This is a genomic window from Chlamydia sp. 16-02 (genome assembly GCF_042235055.1).
Lineage (GTDB): Bacteria > Chlamydiota > Chlamydiia > Chlamydiales > Chlamydiaceae > Chlamydia.
On record NZ_CP114172.1, the window covers coordinates 532,317 to 547,782 of the forward strand.

A 15,466-nucleotide genomic window follows, 5' to 3' on the forward strand; every position below is an offset into this window, starting at 1 on the left:
GTTAAGGAAGACGATATTGCTGTTTAATAGCTTGATACTTACCAGAACGCATGCTTTTGACCAGTCCCATGTTAAAACCTTCTAACAAGCTATTCTTCTCACCACGAAGGACTACTAACCTTAAACCATCTTGATTCAAAGGCTGGGAAATAATTTTTAAACGCCCTTTATAAGCTGTATCTATCAAAGCTGTGACTTCTATAACAGGAGCTAATAAAGCATCATAGCAACCAGAAGACAAAGCTTCTAAAGCTATGGGCACGTGTTGATAAGGACTTAAAACAGCATCAGGAATATCTTGACCTACCAATACTGAAGAGTCGAACTTATACACTCCTATGAGCTTACCACGAAGATCTTGTATAGACTTATAAGGAGACCCTTCAGAAACAACCAGCACAGGGCCTGTAAGCAATATAGGATCAGAAAATTGATAATGATCTAACATCTCTGCTGTTGGCAATATCGATGTAAAAGCTCCTGCTGTTTTTTGATCATCGAGGTTTTCAAAAAGATGAATCCAATCTTGATTTACAATATTGATATTGAGATTCTCCCGGTAATTAATCTCAGATACAAGATCATTAAGGAAGGCGTTGATATTTGCTGTATAAATTCCAAATTGTTTTGGGAACCAAGTGGTATCTCTTCCTACCAATAATTCTTTCTTTTCTCTAGAACATCCTAGAAAAACCAAAGGTAGGAAGCACAAAAGAGCTAGAAAATATAGCTTTGAGGAATTCTTGATTTTCACGCTAACTCACGCCTCGGATTCCAGACTTATTTTTCGCATCATATTCTACAAAAGAAATTTTATCCAGTGTGCTCTCTAAGATAAGCTTTGAACAAAAATTTTTTGAAAGAATACTTAGAAAGCCAAAAAATATGCCTATCCAAACAAAAAACATACTAGCTGTTTAATGTTAAGTATTTTATGAAAATTTTTTAATCCGAAGTATTTTCAAGAATATATTCCGATAAAAACGTTCCACCTAGCTTTCTCTTACGTTTCAGTACTAAACCTTCAACAAGAATAGGTTCCGCAGAAGCATTTTCTAAAAACAACAATCCTTGCTTATCTAGAACTTTCCCTATAACAATATCGCGCAGTACTGCTCCAAGATAACTATTTTCAAGATTATAGGGAGGATCTATATAAATAAGATCAAAGGACACGTCCTTTTTAGTAAGCCTATGAATCGCAGATCTTGCTTCTTGTTTGATGATTGTCACTGGCAATTCTGGATTCAGTAATTGACTATTTGCTCGAATTAAACGTACGGATTGTGCGGAAGAATCTACAAAAGTCACTGAAGAAGCTCCACGACTTAAAGCTTCAAAACCTACCGATCCAACTCCAGAAAAAAGATCTAAAAATGCTGCATCTTCAATATAAGCTGCGCAAATATTAAATACCGCCTCTTTGACTACTCCACAAGTAGGACGTACCGAGGGATTAGAAAATGTTTTTAAAGATTTCCCTTTGTATTTTCCTGCAAGAATCTTCACTTTATAGCCTGGGGAATAAAATCTATATAATCAGCAGCAACTAACCTATAATCGATATTACGAATGATTCCGAATCCTTCTAAAGGGGAGCGGACTTTATGCATATGACCAAATAAGCAATGCGATACTCTCCCATCAACTTCGAGAATTTCTGATACAGGTCCAGGAGTACCATCACTACTGATAGGAGGGTAGTGGGTCATAACAATAATCTGGTCAACATCCTGGGGGACAGATTCTAAAGCTCTTTGTAATCTTCCAAGCTCTCTTAAAAAAATTTTCTCATCTTGCTCACTGTAATGCTGTTCCTTTCCCAAAAGAGGAGATTGAAAACACTTAGGAGCTACGCATATTGTAGGACTATCCCAAAGCCTTACTCCTACAATAGCTTTTTTGGGATCTAATAGAGAAAACCCTTGAGATAGATAATGCAAATTTTCAGGAAGAATTCGTGATATTTTAGTTGCTGATGCAGAACTCCAATAATCATGATTCCCACGAATCATATACTTAGTCCCAGGGAGAGAATCTATAAAAGCGAAATCTTCTTTTGTTTCTTTGAGATGCATAGCCCAAGAGATATCTCCAGGAAGTAACACGATATCTTCAGAAGTTACCGTCTCTTCCCACCTTTCACGGATTTTCTCATGATAGGAGATCCAGGGTTCACCAAAGATCTCCATTGTCTTTTCAGGAACTCCGATAGCCAAGTGTAAGTCCGCTATTGCGTATATCTGCATAAGGAAGATGATCCGTGCGTTGTCACTATAGGAATAGTTTACTGGATATGCGGCTAAAATCTCGATGGATAAAAACATTCCCGGCTATTTTTATTAATTATAAAAATCGCATATCAAAAAGTATAGTTATCAGGAATTCTAGTTCCTCGAGGAATAATAATAATTCCATCCCTAACCACTAACTTCCCATCGGGAGAATCATAATCTCGATGTCCTTGAATATTAGTAAGTTTTACTCCATTGCCAATTCTACAGTTCTCATCGATTATTGTTTTATAAATCTCACAATTATCTCCGATACCTAAAACATTTTGATTTGGACTTCCATAACGATCATTTCCCATAACAATAGAGTGATCTATAACAGAATTTTTCCCTATCACACCACGAATGCCCACAACGCTGTGAGATACATTACTCGAATCAATAACAGCACCTTCACAAAGTAATGAATTAGAAATCATTGAATCCGTAACTATAGTTCCCGGAAGGTGATGATTCTTACTATAAATCATCCCTCTATCATCATAGCAATTCAAACCACGAACTTGAGGTCTAGGCTTCTGTGTTAAAGCAATGTTTGCTTCATAATAAGATTCGATTGTTCCGATATCTGTCCAATAGCCATCATAAAGGAAAGTCTTTACTGACCCGCGTTTCATTTGAGCTTGGATAAGATGCTTTCCAAAGTCATCCCCTTGCTCTTCTAAAAGCAATTGAAATAGGCTCTCTCTTCGGAAAAGATAAATCCCCATATTTCCTAAAAAATTTCCGTATTGAGGATTCAGTTTATGTTTTCGACAATCCTCAGAAGATAATCGAAAACGATTCAAAACTGCTTCTTCCTGAGGTTTTTCGTAAAAATCTAATAGATTTGCATCTTTATCTATTTGCAAGACTCCCATTCTTGAGGCATCTTTTTCCTGAATGGGCTGCGCGACTATTACCATATCAGATTGCATTGATAGAGCGTAATCTACAACCTTACGAAAATCCATATTGTATAATTGATCTCCAGACAAAACCAAGAAATACTCTATCCCCGTATCCTCTAAATATAAGAGGTTCTGACGAATAGCATCGGCAGTTCCTTGATACCATACCTGACTTCCATCCCTACCCTCCGGGGCAAGAAGATGTATCTGATCTTGTAATACTCCATGATAAAAATACGTCTTCACAAGATGCTGTTGTAATGTATAGGTAAGATATTGACCTATTACGAAAATCTTAGAAAAACCAGAGGCTATTGCATGTGAAATCGGTACATCAATGAGCTTGTACCTTCCCCCGAACGACACAGTTGGTTTACAACGCCAATAGGTTAAAGGAGATAGTCTCTTTCCTTCACCACCGCATAAAACAATAACACCAACCTTATCTCGATAAAAATGAGAAGCCTGATAACTTGGGGGATAGCCCTGAAAATCGTTTTCTATCATTTGCCCTGCCTTCTGTAATCCCAATTTTAAATTAGAATCAAATAAAAAGGCTACACAAACTAACTAGAATGAAATTAGATTAATTTAATTATAAAAACCAAGTTTTTGTTATTAAATAGAATAAAAATGAATAATTATTGAAAAGTTTCTATAAGCGCGGTCGCAATAGCTGCGTCTGTATCTTTTAACTGGCATTTGGAAAGCAGGGACCTGACAAGTTCTTCCAAAGTAAATACCGATCTCAACTTAATTCCTGCTTCTTTTAAGGCATCTGTTCCACCGACTTGTCTGTCTAGGAATACTAAGGATTCTCGAATATTTAAACCCTCATCTTCTAAAGCCTTAGCAGTATCTAAAATCGAACGCCCCGAAGCGACAACATCGTTAATTACTAAGCATGTCTGCCCTGGAGAAAAAAGACCTTCAACTTTAATTCTATCTTCTTGATTCGGATGTTTTAATTCTTTCCTTCTTAGCACCATAGAGATGTTGTATTTCAGTGATATACATGTGGCCAATGCAAGAGCGGTATAAGGGACGCCACACAGTAAGCTACTATTGAAAGAAGGACGTAAACGCCAAATTAACGAAGCGATAGTTTGTAAAACATCAGGACAAGAGATAACCAAACGCATGTCGACATAAATAGGAGTTTTCTGACCATCTGATAAATTAAAATCACCAAATCTTATTGCTCCTATGCGGTATAGGTTAACCACAGCATGATCACGAAGTTGCTCCTCTTCAAAGCTCATCATTATCTGGTATCCTCATCGTTTTTTGACAAAATACAAAAACTCTCATTATAAGCATAAGAATATGCTTATCCGTTTATTTTTTGGTATTCCCCTAACTAAGGGACTACAGATATTTAATCAGCCCCCCTTAACCGTGGCAATCTTTCAAAGAAAAGAATACTTAGGAATCTATAGTCCTTCTGGAACAGCTTTACAAGTTACAAAACTCAATATGCATTATCGCAAAGCTCAGCAAATCATAGAAAAAGCAATTCAAGGAAAATATCTCATTAACAAAGAGACCTCCTTAATTATTTTCCCTGAGATTCTTATCGGGAAATAACGCTAAAACTAATAAGACATTCTTGTCATATATCCTATCTCCTCAATGGGTTGATAGAGCTCTCTCCATCAGCATCAAGAAAAGACTATAGAATATTTTAATTGATAAAAAGATCAATCATTCCAAGGTCTATTAAATCGTAGATATGATTTAGAAAAAGGATAAGTGAAAGACAGGGTCTACAAACTTATAGTTAAAACCGTAGGTTTCTCACCTATCATTTCGAATACTTCAAAAAAACAGAAACGACAAGATCTTCTAAATTATTCTTTCAAAGAAAGTAAAAATTCTGCATTACTATTCGTCTTTTTTAATCTACCTAACAACAGATGCATAGCATCAATAGCAGTAAGATCAGCAATTGCTTGACGGAAGAGATAGACTTTTTCTAACTCACTAGGATGATAAAGTAGTTCTTCTTTTCTAGTGCCACTCTTAATGAGGTCAATCGCAGGATAGGTTCTTCGATCAGATAGACGACGATCAAGAACAAGTTCCATGTTTCCCGTACCCTTGAATTCTTCAAAAATCACTTCATCCATTCGAGATCCGGTATCAATCAAGGCAGTAGCCAGAATAGTTAGTGATCCCCCGCCCTCAATATTTCTAGCAGCCCCAAAGAATCTCTTCGGTTTATGCAAAGCACTAGCATCTACACCACCTGTCAAGATTTTCCCAGAATGCGGTTGTACAGTGTTGTAAGCTCGAGCTAAACGTGTAATAGAATCGAGAAGGATAACAACATCCTTTCCGTGTTCAACTAGACGTCGAGCCTTTTCTATAACCATTTCCGCAACTTGAATATGCCTCTCAGGCTGCTCATCAAACGTGGAGGCGACAACTTCACCTCGTACCTGACGAATCATATCAGTAACTTCTTCAGGACGTTCATCAATGAGCAAAACAATTAAAACAATATCTGGATTATTGACAGCAATAGCGTGGGCTATGCTTTGTAAAATGACAGTTTTCCCGGAACGGGGAGGAGCTACAATAAGTCCTCTTTGACCCTTTCCAATGGGAGCTGTGAGATCTAGAACTCTTTCAGCAAGGTGCTCTTTCCCCATTTCCATAACAATTCTTTCATTAGGATATAGAGGAGTGAGGTTCTCAAACAAAACTCGTTCCTTAGCTTTGTCTGGAGTAGATCCGTTAATTTTATCTACCTTGAGTAAGGCAAAGTACTTTTCCTTCTCTTTTGGAGAACGTATTGTACCTATAATTGTGTCTCCCTTCTTTAGGTCAAATCTACGGATCTGAGCGGGGGAGACATAAATATCTTCAGCAGAAGGAAGATAGTTATAAGTAGGAGATCTTAAAAAACCAAATCCATCTGGGAGAACTTCTAAAACTCCTTCCCCAATTAAAAGTTCATCCGAGCGCTCAGATTTTGCTTTCACTATCTCAAATACTACCTGAGATTTAGTGAGAGACCCGATGTTCTTCACTCCATATTGACGAGCTAGTACATTAAGCTCTTCAATCCCCATCCTTTGCAATTTGGCAATTTTTGTAATAGTTACGTTCTGATTTTCATCAACCATATCCGTAACTACAGCACATTCTCCTGCAAAAGACTTCTCTTGCAACACAGGACATGTATGTTTTTTATTCTCTTTCACCTTTGGCAAGACTTCTGAAGAACGTTCTTCTTTCATAATGCTCCCTTTAAAGCGTAAAAATATTCTTCGACTTTATGACGTAATTCTTCTTTAGTGCCGTTATTTTCTATAATAATATCGGCATGCATCATTTTCTCTTCATGAGAAGAAAATCGAGCACATCTCTGATAAAAATTTAAATCAGAACAATTAGTTTTTTTGGTAAACCTTTCCCTACGAATATTCTCATCTGCTGTAATAAGAATGACGCGATCAAACCAGTTCGCATAATGTATTTCATACAACAAAGGCACCTCAGCAATGAACAGAGGGTGCTTTCGCTCCTTGGCGACCTGATAATATTGCTCTTCAATAATTCGACAAACTTCAGGATGCAAAATAGCTTCTAAAGCTTGAAGAAGAACTAAATTATCAAAAACTTTCTCTGCTATGACTTTTCTATCGAATGCATTGTCAATAACAACTTCTGATCCCAGAAGGTCTATAACGCGACGACCTATATGCGAGTGAGGAACAAGGAAACTATGCGAAACTTTATCAGCACTAATTACATAGGCACCCAAATCTTGAAAAACCCTACTTGCTTCAGTCTTTCCTGAAGAGAGATCCCCTGTAATAGAAACTTTTAGTAATTCTAACATTCTGCCCAATTTTTTCCAATTAAGATATTCACAACTAATGGGACAGATAAAATCATTGCAGATTCCATTATATCGCGCACTAAAGTTTGCATTTCTTCTTTTTCATCCTCAGGAACTTCAAAAATCAATTCGTCATGTATCTGCAATAACATTCGGCTTCGCAATTTGCGTTTTTCTAACGCATCAAAAAGTTGCAGCATTGCCAACTTGATCAATTCAGCAGCGCTACCTTGTATGCGAGTGTTAACAGCTAGACGGCCTGAAGCAGCACGAGAGTTTGAAAACTCTGTCCAATTATCTATTATCCTTTCCCTACCCAGCAATGTCTTTACTCGCAAATTTTCACAAGCTTGACCTACCGTTTCATTAATAAAACGAGCTACTTCAGGATAACGATCGAAGTATGCATCTATTAACTTTTGAGCTTCTGAAACACTGATTTTTAAAATCTTTGACAATCCATAAGCTTGTTGCCCGTAGATAATACCGAAATTTACAGTCTTTGCTTGCATGCGCTGCTGTTTAGTAACTTCTTCTAACGGCACATGAAATACCTGAGAGGCAGTAAACGTATGTACATCTTCCCGCGACTCAAAGGCCAACTTCAACGACTCATCTTGGCTCAAATGCGCCAGAAATCTTAACTCAATTTGAGAATAATCTGCAGATAAAAAATAATTATTCTGATGAGTATCACAAAAAGCCTTTCTTAATAATCTGCCTCGCTCAGAACGTATAGGAATGTTTTGTAGATTTGGATCCTGGCAAGCCAGTCTACCTGTGACTGTTCCCATTTGATTAAATGTAGGATGAATTCTAGAAGTATGAGGGTCTACTTGTCTAGGAAGGGCTTTCACATAAGTAGAAAGCAATTTCTCAACAGCCCTAAATGCTAAAATCTTCTCAATAATTTCATGTTCCTCTGATAAAGCTTCCAAAACTTCTGCTTTAGTAGATCGGGCCTTATCCATAGGGGTCAGGCCTAGTTTATTATATAAAATGTCTGATAACTGCTTAGGAGATTTAATATTAAAAGGAGTTCCGGCTAGGGTATAGATATCATCCGTAAGAATTGCTAATTCTTCTGATAAAATCCTTTCTAACTCTTGCAGATCTTCAACATCTAAAGGCATCCCATTTCTTTCAATAGTGAAAAGAACCTTCTCTAAAGGCATTTCCATATTGAAAAAAAGATCTTCTACCTTTTTTATTTTCAATTCTTCTAATAAAGTTTTTTTTATTCTAGGCAAATGAGAAACAAATTCTCCAAAATATTGAGCAGGATTTACAGGCGACTTTAATATGGGCAAACTTAACTGGCCCCATTCCTTTCCATATCTACCTGCAGCACTCACTAATCCATGATCAACAAGAAGCGTTTGATACGAGATTTTCGCTCCTCCATTAATCAAATGTTCGGCTAGAGCCAAATCAAGAGCTATATGATTCACATGAATGCCCGCATTTTCTAACGCGTGATTATCTCTCTTTATGTTGTAACCATAAAATTCGGTATCTTCTCTTCTAAAGAAATCTTTTAATGGGGTGAGAACATCGTCTAAAGCATTTTCTATATCAATATAATAAACAGCATCATCACAAGCTAAAGCCACTCCCATTAAAGTTAGAGATGGGAGAAAACTCCCCTTATATCCAACAGAAAAAGCTACATTTTTTCCATGCAAATTAGAGAGCTCATGAGTCAATTTTTTATTATTATTGATTACAATAACATCTACGTTAGATTCTTCCTCAACCTGCTGAACTAAAGTTTTAAAACCTTGTCGCATATAAAAAGTATTCATTTCTTCCTGACGCACTTCATGGAGAGGAAACTTTAATCCGTCTATTGCTATAGGAAGAGGTATCTTATCATTTAATACAGCAAGATCTTTGCTCAATAATAAAAGATCTTTTTGTTCTGAGAGCATCTTATGAGTAGATCCTGTTAACTCATCAAGATTTTCTAAGATACCTTCTACAGAGTGATACTTTTGCAGCAGGGTTATTGCTTTCTTAGGCCCACAACCAGACACACCGGGAATATTATCAGAAGTATCACCAACTAAGGCTAAGTAATCTGGTATTCTCTTTGGAGGAATGCCGTAAATATCTATAACGCGATTTTGATCAATTTCTGGTTGATCTTTCCACGGATTCAGAACAATAACATTAGGACCAACCAGTTGGAGTAAATCTTTGTCCGCAGTACATATACAAACTTCATATCCCTCTGATACTGCTTGTTTTGTAGCACTAGCTATTACATCATCTGCCTCGACTCCCTCTACCTCTAGATAAGTTAGCCCAAGTAAACTGCAGTATTCTTTAACTACAGGAATTTGTTGGTAGAGATTTTCTTCTTTCTGTTCTCGATTACTTTTATAATCAGCATAAATCTCTCTACGACTTTGTTTATTATTTGGTCCGTCAAATACGGCTACCATATGATTTGGAGAGAATTCTTTGATTAATTTATTAATAGAACGAATAAAGCCAAAAACAGCCTGCGTTCCTTCTCCAGAAGAATTTTTCATATCTGGGAGAGCAAAATACGCTCTGAAAACAAATCCTGAAGCATCTAAAATAAAGATCTTTCTCACTGATTCTCTCCGCTTACTAATTAACTAGAATCATGACTCCAAGTAGTAAAATGTACTTGTGGAATTATCTAGATTAGGAAGCAATTCATGTTGAATTTTTCCTGTGATCAACGGACTATTAGTTATTGACGACATAACTTTTTTCAACCAACCATCACTTCCTAAACCGATTACACGGTAGTTATTTTCAATTTTGCAATCAGCAACTAAATCTTGAAGCACTTGTTGTTTAGTTACATTTACAACATCGATATAACCTTCTTCTAAGGCTTTCTCAGGAGAATATAAACGCGCCCCTAAAACACCAATCAATTTATCTTTAGTTAATAATGGACGATTCGTTGCAACGATATCAACAAATTGACCATAAAGATAATCAATTATCTCTTGTCGAATTTCACGATCTTTAGTTGTCCATTCTGTGTAAGGATTCATAGGAGCTTTATCTTTTCCAGCTGTAAGTAAATCACTTTGCACTCCATAACGAGATAAACCTTCTTTTACATTAAAATATGGTCCAGAAAGTACTCCTACGGAACCTATCAAAGAAGAGGGTGTCGAATAAATTTTATCCGCAGCACACGCGACATAATATCCACCAGAAGCACAAAGACCATTCACAAAAACATAAACAGGACAATTTGTACGTTGTTTCCAGAACTGAATCGTTGAGTATATACGGGCAATTTCAAACACTTCTCCTCCAGGGCAATCCATATCGATGATTATACCCTTCACCCTATCTTTATAAGGTGTGGAATCTAGTGTTGTAATAGCTTCTTGAATAATTTTTGCTGTGTGTTTGCTAGAAGAAATAACATCCTTCATTTCTAATACAGCGATAATTGGCGCGTCTTTACCTAGATCTTTTACCTCACCCTTAGCATCAGGCATATTCACAAACTGCGAATCGTTCATCCCAGAGGTAGAAACAACTAACATCAAAGTAACAAAGAAGGCAAGAACTACTCCGAGAGATAAACCTAGAATCGATAAGAAGCCTTTAGACAAAAAATGCCAAAACGTTTTCATAAATACCCGTAACGTCAAAAATTTATAAAACAAATAAAATAAAGTATGTGAGGGAAGGCTTAAAGATCAAAAAAAATATGAATAAAAAGGGCTGCAAAGCCCTTTAAACTATAGCGTAGCCACTTCTTCTTTGCTGGAATTTTCCACCGCAGTTCTATTAATAGAGACTTCTGATGCAACTGGATCTGTTTCCGAACTCTCAGCAACAGCAGCGGCTTCCTTTATGTTATACTCCCTTCCTATGAAAGCAACAACAGCTATCCAAACTACCATTATTAAAAGAAGTACTACGGCTATCACATTAAGACTCGCAGCAACAGACGAGAAGATAATCAACAACCCTTGATAAACTAAGGAACCTCCTGACTTCCCTATCCGAGATACCACACCATCAATGGCAGCCTTACCAAAGTTCTTCTGGTCATTGGGCAAAGGAATAAATGCCATTTCTTTAGTCTGATCAAAGAATGTAAATTTAGCGGCGCGAGAGAACACATTTTGCATCCCACCTATCCAAGCTGCTATGGCTAAAGGAGCCATATTGAAAAAGCCGCCAAAGATCATAATATCTCTCTTCACAGCAAATACAGCACCAAAGAATAGTACACCTGTTACCAGCATAACAATTGGGGTAGTCAACGCACCTACAGTCCAGCCCCACTTCCGAATACTTTGCCCGGTAAGGAAAAGAGCTGCACAGACAGAGACAATTCCTATTAATGTAGTGATCCTACTCATATAGCTGTTGAATTCAACGTGGGAACTATAAATCTGACTAACTTGATCTTTCCAAACCACTTCAAACAAGTGGATAACAAGATTATAGGATAAAACTATAACGGCCAGGCCTAGTAAATACCGAGAACGAATGAGGTAAAGAAAAAGGCTTTTTGCCTTAGTCTTTGTTTTTTTCTTAGCTTTTACACTAGCCACACTCTCCTCGACTTGAGGCAACGCCTCACAAGAAGAGTCGGGGGAAGAAAATGCTGTAGAGAAATTATAGGTATGTTGTGTAAGGAAGTGAACTTTTCTATATAGCCAAATCATACACAACCCGGCAAGAACGATTAAAATAGTGAGGTTCATCATAACCTCATGCCATTTATCCTTAACAAAGGGATAAACAAAAAGCGAATGCTTGCCCATCCAATAGGAGATTTCACCAGCAAATACGGAAGAAAGGTTTAGCCCGGTATTAATTAAGGCATAAAATCTTCCAGCTTCCTTTACGCTAGTTACTTCGTTAGCCAACCCCCAAAAGAGCGTTGAAAGAACTACCGAACTCCATAGTTCCGACATTACATAGTATAGACTGTAACTCCAATAGCGGATCATTACAATAAATCCACGTAAGCCTTGTGGTAGCAATTCTTGTAACCTATCTGCAAAAGAATGCAGGTGTAAGGCATCCCCCATAGGGTAAATTACTACGGCAAACAAGAAAAAGAAACCGAGAAAAGTACCTATGAAGGAATAAAAAACGGTGTCTCTAGGACACCGATTACTTAACCAACCGTAGATCATAGTAACGATAACGGCTCCAGGAACTATCCCCCAGACTTTCAAGAACGGTATAACTTCCGCACCCGCGTCAGATCCCACCACCACTAAAGTATCTTTCATACTTTTTAGGAGGCAATAATTAAATCCTACGAAAAAGGCTAGCCAGAAAAGAGGAATAAATTTTGGGAATTCTGATCGATATATGGGGCAGAAGTACGCCCGCAGTCTTGAAAAGGGTTTCATCTCTGATGACTGCATAAACTCCTTCCCAAAATTATAGAGCATAAAGATTTGTAAACAGATGATAAATCATGCCTAAAAGACTTTGAACCCGTACAGTTCCTATAATACTTGTTGCTGAGCAAACGGCAAGGCATATTTTAAAAGACTATGACAAATATAAAGGACTATTGTAGCGAAACACTTCCTAAAATACAAGTTGTTCCTGTGAGATCCTTCCACTCTTTTTTAAATAAAAAATTTACCAGAGCCTTTAATCGAGGCACTGTTTTTTGTAATCTATCACTCTCTCTAAGAAATAGAGAAATCCGAGAATAATTAACGGCATTAATCCAATTACAGGAATTTGCACACCTGCGGTGACCCCAAGTAAAATAATAAATTGAACCACTGTAAAGATTTTCCCAAAGAATAGAGCTCGGTAATCGTATCCCTTCCATCCTTTAACAATAGAGAGATAGATAGCGAAAAGCACGAGGAAAATGTCTCTAGCAAAAATAAGCAGGAGATGCTCTGGGGATAAGGATCTCTCCCAGTACAAGATAGCAACACAAACAAAAACAAAGAATTTATCGGTAAGAGGGTCCAACATAGAACCAAAACGACTAGTTGCTTTGTAACGGCGAGCAAGATAGCCATCTAAAACATCACTGGCCATGGCGCCTAAAATAACCAACAGACGCAAGTGAATCTTTTCTTGGTAAAAGAATAGGGCTAGCCATATACGTGATAGAGAAAGTAAATTACAAAATTGTCTCATGGTTTTGGCTAACGTGATCTTTTTAAGGAATCTTAATATAATCTAAAAGAACTTATTATAGGATAAGCCAACTCTACAGGCAAGAAGAGAGTTCCTCCCTCTAGCAACTGTTTCTTAGATTACCTTATATTGATACCCATTTGATATTTTAGAAAAATTTTAAAGAAAAAGAGCAACTAATTAACTTTATTACGGACTCTATTAGAAAAATTCGGAAAGAGAGGGATTCGAACCCTCGGTACCCTTTAGAGGTACGCGTCCTTAGCAGGGACGTACTTTCGACCACTCAGTCATCTTTCCTTAGAAGGCATACCAGAGTTCCCAAGAGAAAAACCTGTTACTATCTTCCTATTTAATAAAGTAGAATAATTCCTCTCTTCAATGAAAGCAAGTTAACTTTTAAGCCTCTGTTCTCCAGGCCATTCAGCCTCTTAGTCCGCGCAAAAGAAAAACAAGACAAACGCGAATTCAATTCTATTGTAAGTTAACATTAGTGATCTAGTAATTTCTACGCCCGATTCCCCAAGTTTTTTCTGAATATTTAATAGAAACTTTATTGACTTTCCCAATCTTTATGACTTGAGCATATATTTTCGATATCCTAACCTGATCTCTAATGACTCCTGCATCTAGATCACATCATAAAAACTATGTTGACTCAAACAGAAAAAACACCCGCTCCCACATTACCAAGTCCACCTAATTCTAAAGAATCAGAAATGATTGTTCTCGGCTGTATGTTGACGGGAGTTAATTATCTTAATCTAGCAGCCAACCAACTTAATGAAGATGACTTTTACTATCTTGAACACAAAATCATTTTCCGAGTTCTCCAAGATGCTTTTAAACACGATAAACCTATAGATGTACATCTTGCAGGAGAAGAACTTAAAAGAAGAAATCACCTTACAGTAATTGGGGGGCCTGGTTATTTAATTACCTTAGCAGATTTTGCAGGAACTGCAGCATATATTGAAGAATATATTCAGATCATTCTTTCTAAATCTATCTTAAGAAAAATGATCCAAACAGCGAAGGAAATAGAAAAAAAAGCAAGCGAGGAACCTAAAGACGTTGCTGTTGCTTTAGACGAAGCGCAAAATGCTTTATTTAAAATTAGCCAAACAACCTCCCTGACACAGTACGTTCTCGTTGCCGATAAACTTCAGGGTCTGGTCTCCGCTCAAGAAAAACCTTTTCTAATACAATTACAAGAAAAACAAGAATTCTTCCAACAACATGCACAAAGCGGTGATGCTTTACCTATTTCAGGCATCCCGACGCATTTCATTGATTTAGATAAGATGATCAATGGTTTTTCCCAATCTAACTTAATGATTCTTGCAGCCCGACCTGCCATGGGGAAAACTGCTCTTGCTTTAAATATCGCAGAAAACATGTGCTTTCAAAGTCAACTCCCTATAGGAATTTTTTCCTTAGAGATGACCGTTGATCAACTAATTCATAGAATCATATGCTCTCGATCTGAAGTGGAATCCAGAAAAATTAATGTGGGAGATTTGTCTGGGCAAGACTTTCAACGTATTGTTTCTGTTGTAAATGAAATGCAACAACATACTTTACTTATAGATGATCAGCCCGGATTAAAAGTGACTGATCTTAGAGCTCGAGCCAGAAGAATGAAAGAAAGTTATGATATTCAATTCCTGATTATCGATTATTTACAACTTCTTTCTGGTTCAGGAACATTACGTTCTGCAGAAAGTCGTCAAACGGAAATTTCAGAAATTTCAAGAATGCTGAAAACTTTGGCTAGAGAGTTGAATATTCCTATTCTTTGTTTATCACAGTTATCTAGAAAAGTAGAAGATAGAGCCAATCATAGACCTATGATGAGTGATCTTAGAGAAAGTGGAAGTATAGAACAGGATTCCGACTTAGTCATGTTTCTATTGCGTAGAGAATATTACGACCCGAATGATAAACCTGGAACAGCAGAGCTTATAGTTGCTAAAAATCGCCACGGTTCCATAGGTTCTGTTCCTCTGGTTTTTGAAAAAGAACTTGCGAGATTTAGAAATTATGCAGCTTTTGAATTCAATGGTTAGATAAATTTTTATAAAAATGCTCGCCAGAGATTATCAAAAAAAGTCTATGCCATTTCTATAGCCAACTTCGATTAAAATCGTTAGTGGACCACAAAATATCTTTGTAGTAACATTTCTCTTGTTGTTTCCTGTGAGAAAAACAAGTACCGCAATCCTAGGTTTACTTAGTGTGTTGAGACTGCGGGATAAAACGAAACAGTGAAACACGGTGTGCCTAATAGCTTT

Annotated in this window: 13 protein-coding genes and 1 tRNA gene; 2 read left to right on the forward strand and 12 right to left on the reverse strand. The window is 37.1% G+C overall.

The window, feature by feature from the left end; all coding sequences use genetic code 11:
* Position 1: 1 nt before the first annotated feature.
* The 5 genes from O1W70_RS02225 to O1W70_RS02245 all read right to left on the reverse strand — a co-directional run bounded on the left by O1W70_RS02225 (position 2) and on the right by O1W70_RS02245 (position 4,449).
* Complete coding sequence (locus tag O1W70_RS02225) at positions 2–754, reverse strand: transporter substrate-binding domain-containing protein (protein WP_332380710.1); 753 nt, start codon at positions 752–754, stop codon at positions 2–4.
* A gap of 191 nt (positions 755–945) precedes the next feature.
* The gene (rsmD, locus tag O1W70_RS02230; RefSeq protein ID WP_332380711.1) at positions 946–1,509 is read right to left on the reverse strand and encodes a 16S rRNA (guanine(966)-N(2))-methyltransferase RsmD; all 564 of its coding nucleotides are present in this window, start codon (positions 1,507–1,509) and stop codon (positions 946–948) included.
* On the reverse strand, positions 1,506–2,249 hold the full coding sequence (locus O1W70_RS02235; protein ID WP_332381154.1) for a metallophosphoesterase: 744 nt from the start codon (positions 2,247–2,249) through the stop codon (positions 1,506–1,508). The genes rsmD and O1W70_RS02235 overlap by 4 nt, the downstream gene beginning before the upstream one ends.
* A 113-nt stretch (positions 2,250–2,362) precedes the next feature.
* Positions 2,363–3,691, reverse strand: a complete 1,329-nt coding sequence (gene glgC, locus O1W70_RS02240; protein ID WP_332380712.1) for a glucose-1-phosphate adenylyltransferase — start codon at positions 3,689–3,691, stop codon at positions 2,363–2,365.
* 134 nt (positions 3,692–3,825) lie between these two features.
* Complete coding sequence (locus tag O1W70_RS02245) at positions 3,826–4,449, reverse strand: orotate phosphoribosyltransferase (protein WP_332380713.1); 624 nt, start codon at positions 4,447–4,449, stop codon at positions 3,826–3,828.
* Positions 4,450–4,510: 61 nt separating this feature from the next.
* Between O1W70_RS02245 and O1W70_RS02250 the strand changes: the two genes are divergently transcribed.
* Positions 4,511–4,771, forward strand: a complete 261-nt coding sequence (locus O1W70_RS02250) for a hypothetical protein (protein ID WP_332381156.1) — start codon at positions 4,511–4,513, stop codon at positions 4,769–4,771.
* A 263-nt stretch (positions 4,772–5,034) separates the two neighbouring features.
* On the opposite strand, the gene rho is transcribed toward O1W70_RS02250, so the two are convergent.
* The 7 genes from rho to O1W70_RS02285 all read right to left on the reverse strand — a co-directional run bounded on the left by rho (position 5,035) and on the right by O1W70_RS02285 (position 13,472).
* The gene (gene rho / locus O1W70_RS02255; RefSeq protein WP_375797323.1) at positions 5,035–6,315 is read right to left on the reverse strand and encodes a transcription termination factor Rho; all 1,281 of its coding nucleotides are present in this window, start codon (positions 6,313–6,315) and stop codon (positions 5,035–5,037) included.
* A gap of 110 nt (positions 6,316–6,425) precedes the next feature.
* Positions 6,426–7,034: a dephospho-CoA kinase gene (gene coaE / locus O1W70_RS02260; protein ID WP_332380715.1), complete on the reverse strand. Its 609-nt coding sequence runs from the start codon at positions 7,032–7,034 to the stop codon at positions 6,426–6,428.
* Positions 7,028–9,637, reverse strand: coding sequence for a DNA polymerase I (gene polA / locus O1W70_RS02265; RefSeq protein ID WP_332380716.1), 2,610 nt, complete (start codon positions 9,635–9,637; stop codon positions 7,028–7,030). Before polA ends, coaE begins: the two co-directional genes overlap by 7 nt.
* A gap of 30 nt (positions 9,638–9,667) precedes the next feature.
* Positions 9,668–10,669 carry a S49 family peptidase gene (locus tag O1W70_RS02270; protein ID WP_332380717.1) on the reverse strand — a complete coding sequence of 334 codons (1,002 nt, stop codon included), beginning with the start codon at positions 10,667–10,669 and terminating at the stop codon, positions 9,668–9,670.
* A 108-nt stretch (positions 10,670–10,777) separates the two neighbouring features.
* On the reverse strand, positions 10,778–12,430 hold the full coding sequence (npt2, locus tag O1W70_RS02275; protein ID WP_332380718.1) for an NTP/H+ exchange transporter Npt2: 1,653 nt from the start codon (positions 12,428–12,430) through the stop codon (positions 10,778–10,780).
* A gap of 235 nt (positions 12,431–12,665) precedes the next feature.
* The gene (locus O1W70_RS02280; RefSeq protein WP_332380719.1) at positions 12,666–13,172 is read right to left on the reverse strand and encodes a CDP-alcohol phosphatidyltransferase family protein; all 507 of its coding nucleotides are present in this window, start codon (positions 13,170–13,172) and stop codon (positions 12,666–12,668) included.
* Positions 13,173–13,384: 212 nt separating this feature from the next.
* Positions 13,385–13,472: transfer RNA gene (locus tag O1W70_RS02285), tRNA-Ser, on the reverse strand.
* 350 nt (positions 13,473–13,822) lie between these two features.
* Here O1W70_RS02285 and dnaB point away from each other — a divergent pair.
* Positions 13,823–15,241, forward strand: coding sequence for a replicative DNA helicase (gene dnaB / locus O1W70_RS02290; RefSeq protein ID WP_332380720.1), 1,419 nt, complete (start codon positions 13,823–13,825; stop codon positions 15,239–15,241).
* The last annotated feature ends 225 nt before the right edge of the window (positions 15,242–15,466 follow it).